Origin of the sequence: Limisphaera sp. 4302-co, from assembly GCF_049537155.1 — a bacterium.
In the GTDB taxonomy this organism is placed as follows: Bacteria; Verrucomicrobiota; Verrucomicrobiia; order Limisphaerales; family Limisphaeraceae; genus Limisphaera.
On sequence record NZ_JBMVQZ010000001.1, the window covers coordinates 253209 to 272057 of the forward strand.

The window sequence follows — 18849 nt, forward strand, 5'->3', positions numbered from 1 at the left end:
CCGCGTGCAGAAAAATCCGGGAATCCCGTTGCGGAAATCCGCGCTTGGCCCGGCGGGCCGGCGTTCCTAGGCTGCCCGGTCGTGATTGCATTGGTGGATTACGGCAGCGGCAACCTGCGCAGCGTGTACAAGGCGCTGCGCCACGTGGGTGCGGACGTGCGCATCGTGCAACGGCCGGAGGAGCTCGAATCCGCTCGTGCGGCGGTCCTGCCCGGCGTGGGCGCATTTGACGACTGCATCCGGGCCCTGGAACGGCAGGAACTGCTGGAGGGCCTGAAGAGGTTCATCCAAAGCGGGCGGCCGTTTCTGGGCATCTGCGTCGGGTACCAGGCGCTCTTCGAGCGGAGCGAGGAGTTCAACAGTTGCGCGCTGGGACTGGCGCTGTTCCGCGGCCGGGTCGTGCGGTTCCGGGACCAGCCCGGGCTGAAGATCCCCCAGATGGGTTGGAACCAGATCGAGATTCTCCGGCCGGATTGTCCCCTCTATCGTGGGATTCCGTCCGGCTGTTACGTGTATTTCGTGCACAGTTACTTTCCGAGGCCCGAGTCCGAATCCATCGTGGCCACGCGCACCGTGTACGGCGAACCGTTTGCCTCGTCCATCTGGTCGGAAAACGTCTTCGCCACCCAGTTTCACCCGGAGAAAAGCCAGCGCGTGGGCCTGCGCCTGCTGCGGAACTTCGTGGATCTGGCGGGCGACTGAGGGGCCGGGCCGGCTGCCTTGACCGGGCGGGCTTCTGTGCTTTCTTTGAAGGACCCTTGCGGTTGGGTGGCGCGCGGAGCGTGGCGACCTCGCGCCGGCGGCAAGGGTGGGAGACCAAACAAACCGAACGAAAAACACGAGGAGAGAAAAACAGGCACTATGGCACACGAACTTCCTCCCCTGCCCTATCCGGCAGATGCGTTGGAACCCCACATTGACCGGCAGACGATGGAGATCCACCACGGCCGGCATCACAAGGCCTACGTGGACAATTTGAACAAGGCCCTGTCGGGCCGGCCCGAGCTGGAGTCCAAACCGCTGGACGCCCTGTTGAAAGACCTTGCATCGGTGCCGGAGGAGATCCGCACCGCCGTCCGCAACAACGGCGGGGGGCACTGGAACCACACGTTCTTCTGGCAGATCATGGCCCCGAACGCCGGCGGCGCGCCCTCGGGGGGCCTCGGCGAAGCCATTCAAAAGACCTTCGGCAGCTTCGACGAGTTCAAGGCCAGGTTCGAGGCGGCCGGGCTGGGCAGGTTCGGCAGCGGCTGGGCATGGCTGGTGGTCAACAACGGGAAGCTGGAGATCGTCTCCACGGCCAACCAGGACAATCCGCTGATGGGCCGGGCCATCGCCGGTTGCGAAGGTGTGCCCATTCTGGGCGTGGACGTCTGGGAGCACGCCTACTACCTGAAGTACCAGAACCGCCGCGGGGATTACCTCAAGGCATGGTGGAACGTGGTCAACTGGCGTGAGGTCGAACGCCGTTACGCCGCTGCGGTCGCCTGACAGTGCCTCGGGCGGATTCCTGGCCGGGCACCTGCTCACGCCGGTGTCCGGCTTTTTCTTTCCCGGCGGGCGCGTGGGAACGTCCTGGTGCCCGAGAGACCTCGTTCCCGGGGCAGATGCGGTCCGGCCGGGCGGGACAGCCGCGGGGATGAATTGCGCTTTGCGCCGGTTCGCGGCGACCCTAGGCTGAAACCGTCGTGAACACGACGTGGCCGAGTGTCTCCGTCATCATTGCCGCGCGTCCGGAGGAAACAGAGGTTCGGGCTGTACGGGCGGCTCAAAGATTGGATTACCCGCACGACCGGTTGGAAATCCTGGTGACGCGGGGCCGCCAACCGTCCGTTCAGCGGAATGCCGCCCTGCGCAGGGCGCGGGGGGAACTGGTTTACTTCCTGGATGACGATTCCGAACCGGCGCCCGGGAATCTGCGGAAGGCGGCGGCCGCATTCGCACGGGACCCCCGCCTGCAGGCGTTGGGCGGCCCCAACCTCTGCCCGGCCGACGCACCTGAACAGGAACAGGTCTTTGCGCTGGTCCTGGGCAGCTGGTTGGCTTTCGGGCCCAGCCGTGCGCGCTACGTCCCCATTGGTCCGGCGCGTGCCACGACGGAAAAGACGCTCATCCTCTGCAACCTGGTGGCACGCCGGCAGACCCTCCTGGAGTTGGGTGGATTCGATGAAACCCTTTACCCCAACGAGGAAAACGCGCTGCTGGACGCCATCCAGCGCCGTGGCGGGCGGCTGTGGTACGATCCCGAGTTCATCGTGTATCGGCGGCCCCGGCCGGATTTCAGACGGTTTGCGCGCATGCTGCTCACCTACGGTCGCGGCCGCGCGGAGCAGTTCCGGCGCCTGCCCACCTTCGGGTCGGCTCTCAATTTCGCGCCGCCGCTGTTTGTCCTTTACCTGGCAGCCTTGGTAGTGGCAGCCCCGTGGGGCATTTGGACCGCAACCCGGGCGGGCCGGGCCTGCCTGGCGCCGCTGATCCTCTACGCCGGCCTGCTCGCCCTCCAAACCCTGCAAATGAAACGGCATCACCCTTGGCGGCGGGTCTGGCGGGCCGCCTGCCTGGTGGTGACGGCGCACGTGTTGTACGGCGCCGGATTCTGGCGGGGTTGCTTCACATCGTTACACCCCCCGGAGGCCCGCACGGCGCAGGAGGTCACCATCGAGATCATTCCCTTTCGTGGCGCGGAGGTGGGCACATGAGAACCTTGTCCATCTGGCAGGCGGCGCTGGACGGGTCCGCAGACCCCGACCGGGCCCGGCGACACTGGGAGATGCTCTGGAACGGGCCGGGTCGGAACCTGTTGGCAGATGCCGATGAAGAACACGCCCGCGCGGTGGCGACCGTGCTGGCCGGTTCCCAAGTGCTGGGCTCATGGTTGGCTCAACACACGGAGTGGCTCGCGGACCTGGTCCCGGAGCGGCTTCGGCATCCGCGCCGGTCGCAAGGGTTCGAGCGTGAATTGCACCGGCTGTTGACCGGCATCTCCCCGGCAGAGCCGGAACGGACCGCCTCGCTGATCCGGCAGTTCAAAAAACGGGAGTTGCTGCGCATCGCGGCACGTGACCTGGCGGGATTCGCGCCGTTGGAGGAGGTGATCCGGGAACTTTCGGACCTGGCGGATGTCTGTCTGGCGGCCGTGTGGAACCTGTGCTGCGGCGAGATGCTGCGTCGCCACGGCACACCCTGGCAACAGGGACCGGACGGCCGGTGGAGTCCCGTCCGTGCCTGCGTGCTGGGCATGGGCAAACTGGGCGGCCAGGAGCTGAACTACTGTTCGGACGTCGACCTGCTCTTTGTCTACAGCGAGGAGGGCTGGGTTTGGACGGAACCGCCCCGCGGACGGCGTCCCGCCCCGGCCGCCTGGACCGCCCACCAGTTCTTCCAACGTTTGGCCGAGCGGTTCATCGGCGAGGTGACCCGGCTCACACCCGACGGCGACCTGTATCGCGTGGACATGCGCCTGCGACCGGAAGGCGACACCGGGCCGCTGGCCCGATCAGTCGGCAGTTACGAGACCTATTACGCCCAGTGGGGACAGACCTGGGAACGGATGATGCTCATGAAAGCGCGCGGCGTCGCCGGTGACGCCGAAGTGGCCGCCGAGTTCGCCGAGATGATCCAGCCCTTCCGGTATCCCCGGTCCATCAGCCCTTCCGTGCTGGAAGACGTGGTGGCCGTCAAGGAGCGGATCGAAAAAGAAGTCCTCCGCGCGGACGAACTGGACACCAACGTCAAACTGGGTCGCGGGGGGATCCGGGAGATCGAGTTCGTCGTGCAGGCGCTTCAACTGTTGCACGCGGGCCGCCACCCATTCCTGCAAATCCCGCAGACGCTCCCGGCACTGGAGAAGCTCGCCCAGTACGAGCTGTTGCCGCCTGACGCGGCCCGCGACCTGGCCGGTGCGTACCGCTTTTTGCGGCGGGTCGAACACCGCCTGCAGATGGAGGCCCACCAGCAGACCCATCGGCTGCCCGCGGCCGCCTCCGACCTGCGAAGGCTGGCGGCTCTCATGGGGTACCCGGATGCCGAGGCGTTTCTCGATGCCCTGCGGCAGCACACCGGCCGCGTGCGTGCCGTGTACGAAAACGTCCTGCCCGCACGGCCGGGCCCGGCGCGAACGTCCCGCCCTTTCCCGGACCGCTTTGCCGGCCGGGAAACCGAGTGGAAGGAGGTGCTCGCCCGCATGGGGTTTCGTGACCCGGACCAGGGCGTGCGGCGCATCCGCGAATTCGTGGAGGGGCCGGCCTTTGGACATACCTCGTCCCGGACGAGCGGACTCGCCTGGCGCCTGCTCGAAAGGTTCTTTGCCCTGTGCCCGGGGTCGGACCGCCCGGCACCGGCACAGGACCGGCCCGACGATCTCCTGCCCCGGGCGCGCGTGTTGTCGGATCCCGACCGCGTGTTGACCCGTCTGGACACCTACATCCAGGCGTACGGCGCGCGGGCGACACTGTTCGAGACCTGGCACGGCAACCCCGCATTGTTCGAACTCCTGCTGTTGTTGTTTGATCGGTCGGAGTTCCTCGCCGAGGCGGCCATTCGGACGCCGGACCTGGTGGAGGATCAGATGCTCAGCGGGCGCTTGCGCCGCCGCCGGACCGCCGCAGAGATCCTGGCCGACCTGCGCCTGGGAAGGGATGAGCCGGACCAGGCCGCCTGGCTCCGGAGATATCACCAGGCCGAACAGATGCGGATCGGCCTGCGCGACATCCTGGGACTGGCGGATCCGGAACAGTACCTGGAGGAGTTGACGGCCCTCGCAGAGGCGTGCCTGCAGTATGCGCTGGAGGTCGTGATGCGCCAGCACCGCCTGCGCCGGCCGCCCTTCGCCGTCATCGGACTGGGGAAGTTGGGCGGCGGCGAGATCGATTACGGATCCGACCTGGACATCCTGCTGGTCACGGGTGTGAAAGCCGGTGCACTCGACCGTTGCCAGCGATGGGCGGTCGAATGGGTGGACCTCCTCAGCCGGCGCACGGAGCTGGGAATGGTCTTCGTTGTCGACACCCGTCTCCGGCCCGACGGCGAGAAGGGCCTGCTCGTCAACACCATGCCGGCCCACGAGGAGTATTACCGCCGCCGCGCGCAGTTGTGGGAGATCCAAGCCCTCAGCCGCGCCCGGGCCGTGGCCGGCGACCGGGACACCGGCAGTTCGTTCGAGTCGCTGGCCCGGGTGCTCACCGATTTCCGGCCCGAACACGTGGCCGCAGGGTTTCCCTGGAAAACGCCGCGCCCTGCCGGACGGCGAAACCGGGCGGCAGCGCCAGCCGGGCTGGCCGCATGGGAGCCGGAATGGAAGATGCGCATCCACAAGATGCGCATGCGCATCCAGAAGGAACGCACCCCGCCCGGTCAGGACGAGCTGGCCATCAAGACCGGGCGCGGCGGTCTGATGGACGCGGAATTTGTGGCGCAAATGTTCTGCCTGCAGGAAGGCTGGCATGAACCCAACACCCTGCGGGCGCTGCAACGGGCCACAAGCGCCGGGCTCCTGCCGGATGGCCCTCGGTTGATCGAGAATTACCGGCGGCTCCGCCGGGTCGAGGGCGTGCTGCGGCGGTGGAGTTACGAGGGCGAATCCGTGCTGCCGGCCGATCCGGCCCCCTATCGGAGGGTCTCCATCCGTTGCGGGTTCGATTCACCCGATGCCTTCCGGCGGGCTGTGGCCGAATGGCGCACGGCCATCCGCGAGGTCTACCTGGCGGCCTTTGGCGTCCGGGAAGAATAGGCCGGCATCCGGCCGGCCGGCGCCGGGCGTGTTGGGGGAAAAGCAAGGGGTGAGCCGGATGAACGACTCAACCGGCCTGAACCACCCCGGGCAGCGCCACTGCCGGATCCACCTGTTCTGTCAAACCCCGCACCCGCTCGTACGCAGCCCGGATCTGTTCCACCAGCCGTTCGGGCGTCAGGCCGTACTTCCGGCGCAGATGTTCCACGCTGCTGGCATGTTCGATGAACTGGTCCGGCCAGCCCAGCCGCACCACCGGCGTGGTGATCCCGCGGTCGCTGTACAGCTCCAGCACGGCGGAGCCGTATCCGCCCATGAGGACATGATCCTCAAGGGTGGCGACGACGTCGGCCGTCCGACCAAAGAACTCGTGCGTGCCGGTGTCCAGGGGTTTGAAAAACCGCGGGTTGATGATCGCCACGTCCCAACCCTGGGCCCGCAGGAGCTCCGCGGAGCGACGGGCCACCGAGTGCATGTTGCCCAGCGCAAACAGCGCTGCGCGCGGATGGCCTTTGCCCGAGAACGGCTCCACCACCTCGGCCTGCCCGATCGGGATGGGCTGGGGCTGTTCCTTCAGGGGGACGCCTTCGGCCGGCCCGCGCGGGTACCGTATGAAGCAGGGGTGCTTCTCCAGCGTGGCCGTGAAGAGCATGTCCTGCAATTCGTCCTCGTTCCTGGGCGCCATCCCGATCACGTTGGGCAGGCAGCGCAGGTAGGCGATGTCGAACAACCCGTGATGCGTGGGGCCGTCGTTGGCTGACAGGCCGGCGCGGTCCATGCAGAAGATCACCGGCAGATCCTGCAGGCATACGTCATGATGGATGCAGTCATACGCCCGCTGGAGGAACGTCGAGTAAATGGCGCAGACCGGGCGCATGCCCATGGTCGCCATCCCGGCGGCAAAGATCACCGCGTGTTCCTCGGCGATGCCGACATCGAAATACCGGTCCGGGAACGCCTTTTCCAGGTACTTCAAACCCGTTCCGCTGGGCATGGCCGCCGTGATCCCCACCAGGTAGTTGTTCTGCCTGCACAACTTGACCAGCACCTGGCCGAACACATCCTGCCAGTTGGGCGGTGTGCCCGGCTTCGCCGGTGGAGAGTCGCCGGTGCGAATGTCGTACGGGCCGGAGCCGTGAAACTTCTCCGGGTTTTTCAGTGCCGCCTCGAAGCCGCGTCCCTTCTGCGTGAGCACGTGGATCACCACTGGTTCCTGGCAGGTCTTGGCAAATTCGAGCGTGGTGATCAGCATCTCCAGATCGTGCCCGTCAATGGGACCGAGGTAACGCAGCCCCATTTCTTCGAACAGGACCGGGTTGCCGTATCCGCCCCGTCCGTCGGTGCCGGGCGTGCTTTCGCCCTCCCTGCCGGCCGGGCGCAGTCCCACCCCGGCGATGGCGCCCTTGAACCCTTCCTCCGCCTTGTGCGCCAGTTTCAGCGCCAGTTCACCCTTGGGCAGTCGAAGAAGGAACTTCTGGAACTCGCGTGAGAAGGCGTTGTAACGCGGATGCGTGATGAGGCGGTTCAGGTAGCTGGCAATGGCGCCCACGTTACGGGCGATGCTGTAGGCGTTGTCATTGAGAATGCCGATGAACCGCCGCGTGGTCTGGGCGATGTTGTTGAGGGCCTCGTACGAGATGCCGTTGGTCAGCGCCGCATCCCCGAAGATGCAGACCACGTGTTCGTCCGTGCCCAGCCGGTCCCGCGCCGCGCACATGCCCAGGGCCGCCGAGAGGGCCGTCCCGGCGTGACCGGCGCCGTAGCAGTCGTGCGGACTTTCACTGCGACTGGCAAAACCGCTCAGACCGTCGGTGGTCCGGATCGTGTGGAACCGGCTCTTTCGGCCGGTCAACATTTTATGGACGTAGCACTGGTGGCTGACGTCCCAGACAAACTTGTCTTTCGGGGTCTCGAACACACGGTGCAGGGCCAGGGTGAGCTCCACCACACCGAGGTTGGGACCGACGTGTCCCCCGTTGACCGAGAGGACACGAATCAACTCCTCGCGGATTTCCTGCGCCAGCACGGTCAGTTGTTCCAGGGTCAGGTTCTTCACGTGCTGGGGGCTGTCCACCATGTCGAGGTATCGGCTCATGGGTTCAAAAAACGGTTGGTACATTTCGATCGTCCGGACGGCCGGTCTCAGCCCTCCGCCGGGCCGGATTCCCCGGACGATTCCTCCGTGCCAAACGGACGGAGGCGGAACTGGCCGTCTGCACTCTTTTCCAATTGCTGCACCTTCAGCTCCGCCTCGGCCAGTTTCCGCGCACACACGGCGGCCAGTTTCATCCCCTGCTCGTACTCCGCCAGCATCTGCTCCAACGGCATCTGGCCGCTCTCCATCGCCTCCACGATGGCTTCGAGCCGTTCGAGCGCCGCTTCGAACGACAGGTCCTCGGGCACCGCCGGGGTTTCTGACTGGGACGACTTGGCCATACGTTTTTCGGAGCATAGGGCAACTTCGCGCCACCGTCCAGCCCCCCAGCGGAACCGGCCCTCTCCGTGAAGGGTGGGCCCAGGTTCGGGCGGTCCCATCGGCCAGCCGGGCGGGTGGGCACACCGAGCCGGCAGGGGGCCGCACCCGACCGGCCCTCGAACGCCCGGGCGCGCGGCCGGCCGGGCGAAGAGGCCCACGGTGCCTTTGCATCCGCGGTCCTTCCCGGCTAGGATGGCGCGGCAAATATGAAACGCGTCTGCCGCACGATCCCGCTCCTCCTGGGCGTTCGAATGCTGGTTTCACCCGTGTGCGCCTGGGATTACGAGGTCCACCGCGCCATCGCCGATCTGGCCCTCGGTGCGTTGCCCACAAACTTTCCCGCCTTCGTAACCGAACCGGCCGCACGCGAACGGATCCTGTACCTCTCGGGCGAGCCGGATCGGTGGCGCAACGTGTCCGCCGAGGTCACCTTCAGCCACGCCACCGCGGCGGATCATTACCTCGACTTCGAGGACCTGGAGCCGCTGGGACTGCGCCCCGATCAACTGCCCCTCTTCCGCTACGAATTCGCGGCTCACGTCCTGAACATGCGTGCGCGCCATCCGGAACGGTTCGAGCCTGTGGATCCGGCGCGAGATCGTGACCGCACGCGCGCGTTCCCCGGATTCCTTCCGTGGACGCTGGCCGAGGGATTCGCCCGCCTGAAGTCCGCCTTCGCATACCTCCGGGCCTGCGAGACGGCTGGCGGATACCCGGAGGAGATACAAAACGCCCGCGAGAATGTCCTCCACGCGATGGGCGTTCTGAGCCATTTCGTGGGCGATGCCACCCAACCGCTTCACACCACCCGCCACCACCACGGCTGGGTGGGTCAAAACCCTGCAGGATACACCACCGACCGGGGCATCCATTCCTGGATCGATGGCGGATACTTCGAACGCACCGGCGGCGTGCCGGTTGAAACCCTGCGCAAAGAGATGCGACCGGCGCGCCTGCTGGATGAAGCCGCCGATCCGGAGAGCACCTTCCGCCTTCTGGTGCGTTGGCTGGAGGACCAGCACCGGCAGGTCGAGCCGCTCTACAGACTCCACAAGGAAGGAAAACTGAGCGGAGTCGGGCCGGAAGGCCAGGAAGGGCGCGTGTTCCTCGAGTCCCAGGTGCTTCGGGCCGCGCAAATGCTGGCCGATCTCTGGCTGACCGCCCACGCGCAGTCGCCACGCGATACGTTTTGGGAACGCCGCCTCCAGGCCCGGCGCTCGGCCCCACCGGGCACGCTGCGACTGCTTGTGGTCGCCGGTGGCCATGGATTCGACCGGTTGCCGTTCCACGCCCTGTTCGCCGGGCTGACCAACATGGTCTTTCGTATCGTGGAACATCCGCAGGCCCACCAATGGCTTCGCCCGGAGCGCGCCCCGGAGTACGACGTGGTGGTGCTCTATGACATGTGGCGCGAGATCGCGCCGGCCGACCGGGCCCGTTTCGTGCAGGTGACCACTTCCGGCAAGGGCGTCGTGGCCCTGCATCACGCCCTGGCAGCCTACCCCGATTGGGACGATTACGCCGAGTTACTGGGCGGAAGGTACCTCTTCAACCCTGTGAAACGGGACGGCCGCGAGTATCCGGCTTCGAGTTATCGTCACGATGTCCGGTTCCGCGTCCGCGTGGCGGATCCTGATCACCCGGTCACGCAGGGCGTCACGGAGTTCGAGATCCTCGACGAGACGTACAAGGATTTTTGGGTGGCACCCGACGTGAAGCCCCTCTTGGTGACGGACGAACCGGGCAGCGGCCCGGTGGTCGGCTGGGCCAAGACCAACGGACTTTCCCGCTGGGTCTACCTTCAAGGGGGCCACGACCGCCATGCATGGGAACACCCCGCCTACCGCCGGCTGCTGGAACAGGCCATTCGTTGGGTGGCCGAACCTGCCCGGGCCTCCGGCGCCTCCGCCATCTCGACCGCCGCGCCCTGACCAGCGGTGCGGCGTTCGCGTCTCAAGGCCACACGAACCGTCCGGACCGGCCCCGCGATCCGCGGCGCGGATTCGGGTGTGCGACCACACCGGCCCCAGCGTTTCGCTACCCGCCTCTCCAGCGCACTCCCGCCCGGCCGCCTTTCCACGCTCACCCCCTTGTGGCCATTTCATGCCACATGACGACTTTCCCCCAATGTGGAACTCTGGCAGCGTGAGTTTTGGAACCCGGGTTTGGCAGCGCGACCGCCTGTTGCTCTACAGGACCCTGGCAACCTGTGAATGCCATGGCCCGGCGTGGGGTCGCACAGTTTCCGCCCGGGAACCGATCAACCCTGAACTCTCGGAGACCATGAACCCTTCCCGCATACCCCAACGTTCCTTTCCCGTCTGGCGCGAGGCGGTCCGCATCGACCGCATGCTGCAGGCGAGCTTTTCCCCGGCTCTTACCCTGGCCCTTCTCGGCCTGGCGTTGGCAGCTGGAACGGTTCAAGCCGCGACCGTCATCAACCTGGACGCCACGTCACAACCCTTGGGCCCGCTTTCGGTCTGGCCTAATACGGGCACGATCAGCGGGGATTTCGTCCCGTGGGCGGACATTCCCGAGGTGATCGAGGTGGACGGTGTAAGGGGTGTGGCCTTCCGAGGGGGCACAACCGGCCTGCAGGGCACGTCGTACTACGGACCCAACGCACCCGAAGCCATGGCCGGAAATGCCTCGCGGACCATCGAGGCCTGGGTTTGGGACCCGGCCCCACAGGACGAGAAAACCGTGTTCTCCTGGGGACACCGCGGCGGTCCGGACGGTTCCAACTGCACCTTCGGCCATGGCGTGCATCCCGTCTGGGGTTGCCTCGGCGGCTGGGGCTGGGCCGATCTCGGTTACAGCAACACGCTGACCTTCCAGCGGTGGGCCTACATCGTTTACACCTACGACGGCGCCACCCGCACCGCCCGTGCCTATTACAACGGCCAGCTCAGCAGCCAGGAGGTCTACACCAATCCATTGAACACCTGGGCCGTGGACGCCAGCGGCTTTCCCATCCCTTTCCGTGTGGCCCGGCAAACCGATGCCAACGGCAATCCCAGCAATGCCGGCGTGGGTACCAACGTCATCGCCAAAATACGGGTTCATGACGTCGCCCTGACCCCGCAGCAGGTCCAAGCCCAGTTCGAAGCCGAGCGTGCCCAGTTCGGGCTATCCGACGTGGACAGTGACGGCCTGCCCGACTGGTGGGAACGACGGTACGGGCTGAACGTGGGCGTGCCAGACGCTCAGACCGACCGTGACGGCGATGGCCTGACCAACGAGGCCGAGTACCAGAAAGGAACCAATCCCTCCAGCGCCGACACCGACAACGACGGCCTGGCCGACAACGTGGAGACCGGGACCGGCACCTGGGTCAGCGCCAACGACACCGGAACCGATCCGCTGAACCCTGACACCGACGGCGACGGCCTGCCCGACGGCGTCGAGACCCACACCGGATCTTTCGTCAGCGAAACCAACACCGGCACCAACCCGCTCGACATCGACACGGACAACGACGGCTGGGACGATGGGGCCGAGGTCCGGTCCGGATCCGATCCCACCAACCCCGGGAGCACGCCCACCCCGCCGCCGGTGATTCATCTGGACGCCACCGGCCTGCCTCTGGGGCCCTTGGCCGCCTGGCCGAACACCGGCACCATCACCGGCGATTTCTTCGCCTGGATGGAGGTCCCGGAGGTCATCACCGTGGATGGCGTCCGCGGTGTGGCCTTTCGAGGAGGCACCACAGGCATGGAAGGCACCTCCTATTACGGGCCCAATGCGCCCGAAAGCATGACCGGCAATGCATCCCGTACGATCGAAGCGTGGATTTGGGATCCGGCCCCGCAGGACGAGAAAACCGTGTTTTCCTGGGGACACCGCGGCGGCCCGGACGGTTCCAACTGCACCTTCGGCCACGGCGTGCATCCGGTCTGGGGTTGCCTCGGCGGTTGGGGCTGGGCCGACCTCGGCTACAGCAACACCCTGACGTTCCAACGTTGGGTCCACATCGTTTACACCTACGACGGCGCCACCCGCACCGCCCGTGCCTATTACAACGGCCAGCTCAGCAGCCAGGAGGTCTACACCAATCCATTGAACACCTGGGCCGTGGACGCCAGCGGCTTTCCCATCCCTTTCCGCGTGGCCCGGCAAACCGATGCCAACGGCAATCCCAGCAACTCCGGCATCGGTACCAACGTCATTGCCATCATCCGCGTCTACGACGTGGCCCTGCCGGCCGACCAGATCCAGGCCCACTTCGAGGCCGAACGCACACAATTCGGCTTGTCCGACGTGGACGAAGACGGTTTGCCCGACTGGTGGGAACGCCGCTACGGTCTCAACACGGGGGTGAACGACGCCTCGGCCGATCCCGACAATGACGGCTCGAGCAACCTCGACGAGTACCAGCGCGGCACCAACCCGTCCAACCCGGACACCGACGGAGACGGCCTGCCCGACGGCGTGGAAACCGGTACCGGCACGTGGGTCAGCAGCACCGACACCGGCACCGATCCGCTCAACCCCGACACGGACGGCGACACACTCGCCGACGGCGTCGAAACACACACCGGTGTGTACGCCAGCCCCACCAACACCGGCACCGACCCGCTCAACCCCGACACGGACGGCGACGGCTGGGAGGATGGCGGTGAGGTCCGGGCCGGTTCCGATCCCAACTCTGCCGAAAGCGAACCGCTCCCCGGCAACTGGGTGCAGGAAGTCACCCGTTCCCGTCCCAAATACTGGTACCGCTTCGAAGAGGGCGACCCCACGCAGCCCGTGGTGAACTCGGGCTCGGCGGGCAGCGCGTTCAACGGCCTCTACGGCGCCGGCATCACGGCGGACAACTTCGTGCCCTCGGTCATCATCTCCCCGGCAGGCAAGGCCCTTGAATTCACCGGGCCTGCCGCACCCAATTCGACCCTCAAATACGTGGAAATCCTGCAGGAGATTCCCGAGCTGGTGAACTTTCGGCCGCCCTCGCAGGAAAAGGTCACCACCGTGGAGTACTGGATCAAGACCACCCAGCGCGGCACCCACGGGAACAATACCTGGCAAAACCCATCCATCATGGCACGAGAAAGCCCCGGCGACGGTGACATGTACTGGGGCAACATCAACGCCAACGGTGACTTCATCTTCAGCACGTCGGATCTGCACGACCTCCACACAATCCGGGACGCCAACTACACGGTGACCGACGGCGTCTGGCACCACGTGGTGATGGTCAAAAAGTGGTACCTCGACCAGCCATGCGTTTCCATCCTCTACGTGGACGGCGGTGCTGAAGAAGGCGGGATCACCCTGACCGCCACCACGCCGCCCGGCAATCCAAGCTACCAGGACATTGACGCCGGCATCCGCCGCATCGGCCTGACCGACAACGGCGAATTGGACAACGTCCAGTTCATCGGCATGCTCGATGAGGTGGCCATCTACGACCGCGAATTGACGCCGACCGAGGTTCGCCTCCATTACCGGTCCGTCTATCTGGGTGACACCGACGGTGACGGCATGCCCGACCTGTGGGAGGTCAGTTACGGTCTGGACCCGTTGCAGGACGACGCCGCGCAGGACCCGGACAATGACGGGCTCAACAATCGCGGGGAATACTTCCGCAAGACCGACCCGACCAATCCGGACACCGACGGCGACGGCCTGCTGGACGGTGTGGAGACCGGTACGGGCGTCTGGGTCAGCGCCTCCGACTGCGGTACCAACCCGCTCAATCCGGACACGGATGGCGACCGTCTGCACGACGGCGTGGAGTCCAACACGGGCACCTACGTGAGCCCGAGTGACACGGGTTCCAATCCCTTGGTCCGCGATACCGACGGCGACACCTTCAACGATCATGACGAGGCGGCCCTCGGCTTCGACCCGAACCACGCCGCTTCCAAGCCGGCGCAGCCAGCCTCGTGGGTTGAGGCCGTGGCCGCCGATCAACCGATCCACTGGCTGCGGTTCGAGGAAACCACCACAGGCCAACCCCTGCAAAACCTCGGCTCGCACGCCGGCGTCTACACCGTGACGTTCGGCCCCGGCATCACGCCGGACGACCTCGGCAAACCCGGCGCCTTCCCCGGCCTGGGCCGCGCCATCCAGTTCACGGGACCACCTGCCCCCAATTCCACCCTGAAATACGTGGATTTCGGCGCGGAAATCCCGGAGCTGATCAACCTCCGCGTCGACGAGCTCAACCAACCGAAGGAGCTCGAACAGGGGAAGGCCGCCACGGTGGAGTACTGGTTCCGGACCACCCACGTGGGTACACACGGAAACAACACCTGGCAAAACCCGTCCATCCTGGCCCATGAAAGCCCCTTCGACGGAGACATTTACTGGGGCAACTTCAACGCTGCAGGCGACTTCATCTTCAGCACGTCCGACCTGCACGACATCCACGTGACCAACAACTACGCCACCGACGGCCGTTGGCATCACGTGGTCATGACCAAGATCTGGTACAACGATCGGCCGTGTGAGAGTCGCCTGTTCATGGACGGCGGGGCCGAAGCCGGTGGCATCACCATCTACGCCACCACGCCCCCCGGCGCGCCCAGTGGCCAGGACCTCGACGCCGGTCTGCGTTACCTCGGCCTGACCCAGTCCGGCGAGCTGGACAACGTGCAGTACATCGGGTTCCTCGACGAGTTCGTGGTCTACACCAACGCCTTTGTCGAGGCCCAGGCCCGGCTGCATTATCTGGCCGCCCGGGGCGCGGTCGAAGGCGTGCGCCTGGGCTTCGAGCGCGACGGCGACACGCTGCGACTGATCTGGTCGCAGGGCCGGCTGCAATGGGCGGACGAGGTCACCGGCCCATGGACGGACGTTCCGGATGCCGGTTCGCCCTACGAAATCTCGTTGTCGGCCAATCCGCGCAAGTTCTTCCGACTGGTGGTACCGTAACGTCGGGTTCGGGGCCGGCCAGCCGGGCCGACCGGCTGGCCGGCAAACCCGATGCGGCTGCCGCAGCGGCCGGTCGGGACAGTCTGGTTTACCGCATGAGAACACGATTGCTCGAATCAACGAAAAGAGAACCGGGACGGACAGCGGCCTTTACGCTCATCGAACTGCTGGTGGTGATCGCCATCATCGCCATCCTGGCCGGGATGTTGTTGCCGGCACTGGCCAAGGCGAAGGCCCGAGCCAAACAGACCGGCTGCCTCAACAACATGCGCCAGGTCGGCATCGCCACGCTCATGTACCTGCAGGAGTACCAAAAGTACCCCGGCTGTCTGTGGTTGAACTCCACCTTCTACTACGTTTGGCCGGTGCGCCTTTTCACCCAGTTGGGGACCAACCGCGCCGTGTTCTATTGCCCGGCTGCCAACCCCAACAGCGCCTGGGACACCAACGCCAACCCCACCCTGGGTGCGCAGATGCCCACCGGAGGCTGGGATCCGTGGGGAATCAGCTCCCGCAGCCGCTTCTCCCTCGGCTACAACGACTGGGGACTGCGGGATCCCGGCGACAGCGGCGGCGGGCGCCAGCTGGGCCTGGGCGGCGACGTCAACGTCGTCGGCGAGGTCAAGGAGAGTGCCGTCAAGAAACCGGCGGACATGATCATGCTCGGAGACAGCAAACCCGACGGCAGTTTCGACGGGAACATCGATCCCAAGAACCCGTTGGAGTGGCCGTCGAACCGGCACAACCGCCGGACCGTTCTTCTCTTCGCGGACGGACACGCCGAAAGTCCCCGCCGTGGCGACGTCATCAACCCGCGCAACAACTACTGGCGCGCCCGGTGGAACAACGACAACGATCCGCACCTGGAGATCGGTTACTGGGTGGTCAACCCCGCCCAGGAAGCGATTCTGGATCCCTGAGGCGCTTTTGCAGCCTGGCGCTGGTTGGAGGAGGAGAACGGAAACGGGGCCGCGGTCCGGGTGAGACCGCGGCCCTTTTTCAATCGCCTCGATGAGATTGCTGCCCGTGACGTCCGGCCCGCCGTTCAGGGCCGGCGTTCGCGGATGGCGGCGAGGATGTCGGCGATGACCTCCGCCCGCGGTTTGGCGCCCAGGTTGCCCTTGCCGTGCACGCGCACACTCACCTGTCCGGCCGCGCGGTCGCGCGGCCCCACCACGAGCATGGTGTGAACGTGGGCGGCTTCGGCGGCGGCGATCTTGGCCCGGATGGGGACGGGCTCGTAATCGGCGTTCACACGCACGAAATGGTCGCGCAACTCGCGCACCAGGCTCTCGCCGTATTCCCGCAGCGCCGCGTCGTCACTGACGGTCAGGACCCGGACCTGCTCCGGCGACAGCCACAGCGGGAAGTTGCCGGCGTAGTGCTCGATCAGGAAACCGATGAAACGTTCGTGCGTTCCCAGCGGCGCACGATGGATGCAGAGCGGCGTCTTGTCGGTGTTGTCCCGGTCGCGATAGACCAGTCCGAAGCGCTGGGGAACCGCAAAGTCCACCTGGTTGGTCGCCAGGGTGAACTCGCGTCCGATGACGCTCCAGACCTGCACGTCAATCTTGGGCCCGTAAAAGGCGGCTTCGTTGGGCACTTCAACATAGGGAATGCCCGAGTCCTTGAGGACCTGCCGCACCATGTCCTCGGTCTGCCGCCACAACTCCGGTTCGTTGACGTACTTCTCGCCGAGCCGGGCCGGATCATGGGTGCTGAACCGCATGACGTAGCGTTCGATTCCGAAGATCCGGAAATACTCCAGGTACATCTGATTGACCGCGTTGAACTCCTCGGCGAACTGCTCGGGCGTGCAGTAGATGTGGGCATCGTTCATGTTCAGACAGCGCACCCGCATCAGGCCGAAGAGTTCCCCGCTCTGCTCATACCGGTAACAGGTGCCGTACTCGGCCAGGCGCAACGGCAGGTCCCGGTAACTGCGCGGCTCGGCGGCAAAGATGCGATGATGATGCGGGCAGTTCATGGCCTTCAGGTAATAGCGCACCCGCGGCGCCTCGCCGCCGGCCTCCCCTTCCTCCTCGCCGAGTTCCATCGGCGGAAACATGCTGTCCGTGTAATACGGCAGGTGCCCGGAGGTCACGTACATCTTCTCCCGTGCCACGTGGGGGGTCTTGACCCGGAGATAGCCGGCCCGGAACTCCGTTTCCTTGGCCAGTTTTTCCAGTTCCTCACAGAGCACGGCCCCGCGCGGCAGCCACAGCGGCAGTCCCGGCCCTACATATTCGGGGTCCATCGCGAACAACCCCAACTCCTGCCCCAGCTTGCGGTGATCGCGCTTCTTGGCCTCCTCCAACATGGCGAAGTATTGGTCCAGTTCCTCCCGTGTCCGGAACGCCGTGCCGTAGACCCGCTGAAGCTGCGGATTGCGCGCGTCGCCCTTGTAATATGCACTGGCCACGCTGGTGAGTTTGAAGGCGCCGATCTCGCCCGTGGAGGCCACGTGCGGCCCGGCACAGAGATCCACGAAATCTCCGTTCCGGTAGTAGGTGATGGGTTCGCCCTCCGGAATCTGCTGGATCAGGTCCAGTTTGTAACGACTCGGCCGACCCGGTCTCTCGCTCAGGGCGCCCAGGCGGCCCTTCAGCGCATCCTGGACGGCCTGTTCCCGCGTCACCTCGATGCGTTCGAAGGGATGATTGGCTTCAATCTCCTTGCGCATCTCCTCTTCGATCCGCGGAAAATCTTCCGGCGTGATCCGATGCGAGCATTCCAGGTCGTAATAAAAGCCCTGCTCCACGGGTGGACCGTAGGCGAGTTGTGTATCCGGCCACAAACGCAGAATGGCCGTGGCCATCACATGGGCACATGAGTGCCGCAGACGATCCAGATCCGACATCTGAGAGCGCTCCTGCGGCGTTTTCCGGTCTGAAACAGGCGGTGGCGAACTCTGTCGAGCGTCAGCCATGGTCATTCCACTGTTCTCAGGAGGGGAGGAGCTGCCCGGAGGGCCACACGGCCTTCCGTTCAGGACCCGGCACGGGTTTGAATCATCCCGGTCTTTCGCGCGTAGTTGAACAGTCCACCCGCATCAATCACCGGACGCACGTCCCCCAGGGGCTTGATCCGGTGCACCTTGCCCGTGGCCTGCACGGTCACGGTCAGATCGTCCAGGTTCACGGTCACGACGTCACCGGTCCGCAGCTTGTCGCAAAGCCGTTCCTCCAGCTCGCAGGGATACAGTTCGCCCGTGGCCACGCAGTTCCGGAAAAAAATCCGTGCAAAGCTCTCCGCCAGCACGATGCGGCAACCGGCCGACCCCAACGCGATCGGCGCGTGCTCGCGCGAACTGCCGCAACCGAAATTGCGTCCGGCCACCACGATCGGATACTCACTGTCCAGGGCCCCCGGTTTGACGTACCGCACCGGGTAAAGGTCCTCGGGCAACCCGCACAGCGCGTAGCTGCCCAGCTTTTCGTACTCCTCCGGGATCGTGGGCACCAGATTCAGGTACTGCGCTGGGATGATCTGGTCGGTGTCAATGTTGTCGCCCACGACGTAAACCGGTCCTGTCACCACACTTGTCATGCCGGACAAGGTGCCGTGCCGACCGCCGGGAAAGCAACGCTGTTTTGGACCGGGCAAAAGCACAGGCTGGTTGGACCCGATTCGGTCGCGCCCCGAACGCGCGCCCGGATCGTGCGGCCTCAGAAGAAAAATGAAACTTTCCGCACGCCACGCGCGTGAAAGGGGCATGAACATCATGTGGCAGTCCGGCCGAAGTTCGCGTGGGGGCCGTTACCAT

Annotated in this window: 11 protein-coding genes; 7 read left to right on the forward strand and 4 right to left on the reverse strand. The window is 65.6% G+C overall.

Translation table 11 applies throughout. The features are described from left to right. Positions 1-81 precede the first annotated feature (81 nt). The 4 genes from hisH (at position 82) to glnE (ending at position 5728) form a co-directional block, all read left to right on the forward strand. Positions 82-702 carry an imidazole glycerol phosphate synthase subunit HisH gene (gene hisH, locus ACPDIX_RS00925; RefSeq protein WP_423429889.1) on the forward strand — a complete coding sequence of 207 codons (621 nt, stop codon included), beginning with the start codon at positions 82-84 and terminating at the stop codon, positions 700-702. 159 nt (positions 703-861) lie between these two features. After that, positions 862-1491 (forward strand): superoxide dismutase, encoded by a 630-nt coding sequence (locus ACPDIX_RS00930; protein WP_423429890.1) that lies wholly within the window; start codon positions 862-864, stop codon positions 1489-1491. A 197-nt stretch (positions 1492-1688) separates the two neighbouring features. Next, the gene (locus ACPDIX_RS00935; RefSeq protein ID WP_423429891.1) at positions 1689-2699 is read left to right on the forward strand and encodes a glycosyltransferase; all 1011 of its coding nucleotides are present in this window, start codon (positions 1689-1691) and stop codon (positions 2697-2699) included. Then, entirely contained in the window at positions 2696-5728 is a 3033-nt protein-coding gene (gene glnE / locus ACPDIX_RS00940) for a bifunctional [glutamate--ammonia ligase]-adenylyl-L-tyrosine phosphorylase/[glutamate--ammonia-ligase] adenylyltransferase (protein WP_423429892.1), read from the forward strand. Before ACPDIX_RS00935 ends, glnE begins: the two co-directional genes overlap by 4 nt. A gap of 67 nt (positions 5729-5795) precedes the next feature. Here the strand turns inward: glnE and ACPDIX_RS00945 are convergent, their stop codons facing one another. Together ACPDIX_RS00945 and xseB are read right to left on the reverse strand one after the other, a co-directional pair. After that, positions 5796-7823: a 1-deoxy-D-xylulose-5-phosphate synthase gene (locus ACPDIX_RS00945; RefSeq protein ID WP_423429893.1), complete on the reverse strand. Its 2028-nt coding sequence runs from the start codon at positions 7821-7823 to the stop codon at positions 5796-5798. A 47-nt stretch (positions 7824-7870) separates the two neighbouring features. Further along, positions 7871-8164 carry an exodeoxyribonuclease VII small subunit gene (gene xseB / locus ACPDIX_RS00950; protein WP_423429894.1) on the reverse strand — a complete coding sequence of 98 codons (294 nt, stop codon included), beginning with the start codon at positions 8162-8164 and terminating at the stop codon, positions 7871-7873. A gap of 246 nt (positions 8165-8410) precedes the next feature. Here xseB and ACPDIX_RS00955 point away from each other — a divergent pair, with 246 nt between their 5' ends. From ACPDIX_RS00955 to ACPDIX_RS00965, 3 genes are all read left to right on the forward strand, one after another. After that, positions 8411-10135, forward strand: coding sequence for a ThuA domain-containing protein (locus ACPDIX_RS00955; protein ID WP_423429895.1), 1725 nt, complete (start codon positions 8411-8413; stop codon positions 10133-10135). A 352-nt stretch (positions 10136-10487) separates the two neighbouring features. Further along, complete coding sequence (locus ACPDIX_RS00960) at positions 10488-15083, forward strand: LamG-like jellyroll fold domain-containing protein (RefSeq protein WP_423429896.1); 4596 nt, start codon at positions 10488-10490, stop codon at positions 15081-15083. Between the two features lie 95 nt (positions 15084-15178). Beyond that, positions 15179-16003, forward strand: coding sequence for a type II secretion system protein (locus ACPDIX_RS00965; protein WP_423429897.1), 825 nt, complete (start codon positions 15179-15181; stop codon positions 16001-16003). Positions 16004-16128: 125 nt separating this feature from the next. On the opposite strand, the gene thrS is transcribed toward ACPDIX_RS00965, so the two are convergent. Together thrS and ACPDIX_RS00975 are read right to left on the reverse strand one after the other, a co-directional pair. Continuing rightward, positions 16129-17943, reverse strand: a complete 1815-nt coding sequence (gene thrS / locus ACPDIX_RS00970; RefSeq protein WP_423429898.1) for a threonine--tRNA ligase — start codon at positions 17941-17943, stop codon at positions 16129-16131. 128 nt (positions 17944-18071) lie between these two features. Further along, positions 18072-18632 (reverse strand): 3-isopropylmalate dehydratase, encoded by a 561-nt coding sequence (locus ACPDIX_RS00975; protein ID WP_423429899.1) that lies wholly within the window; start codon positions 18630-18632, stop codon positions 18072-18074. Positions 18633-18849: the final 217 nt, after the last annotated feature.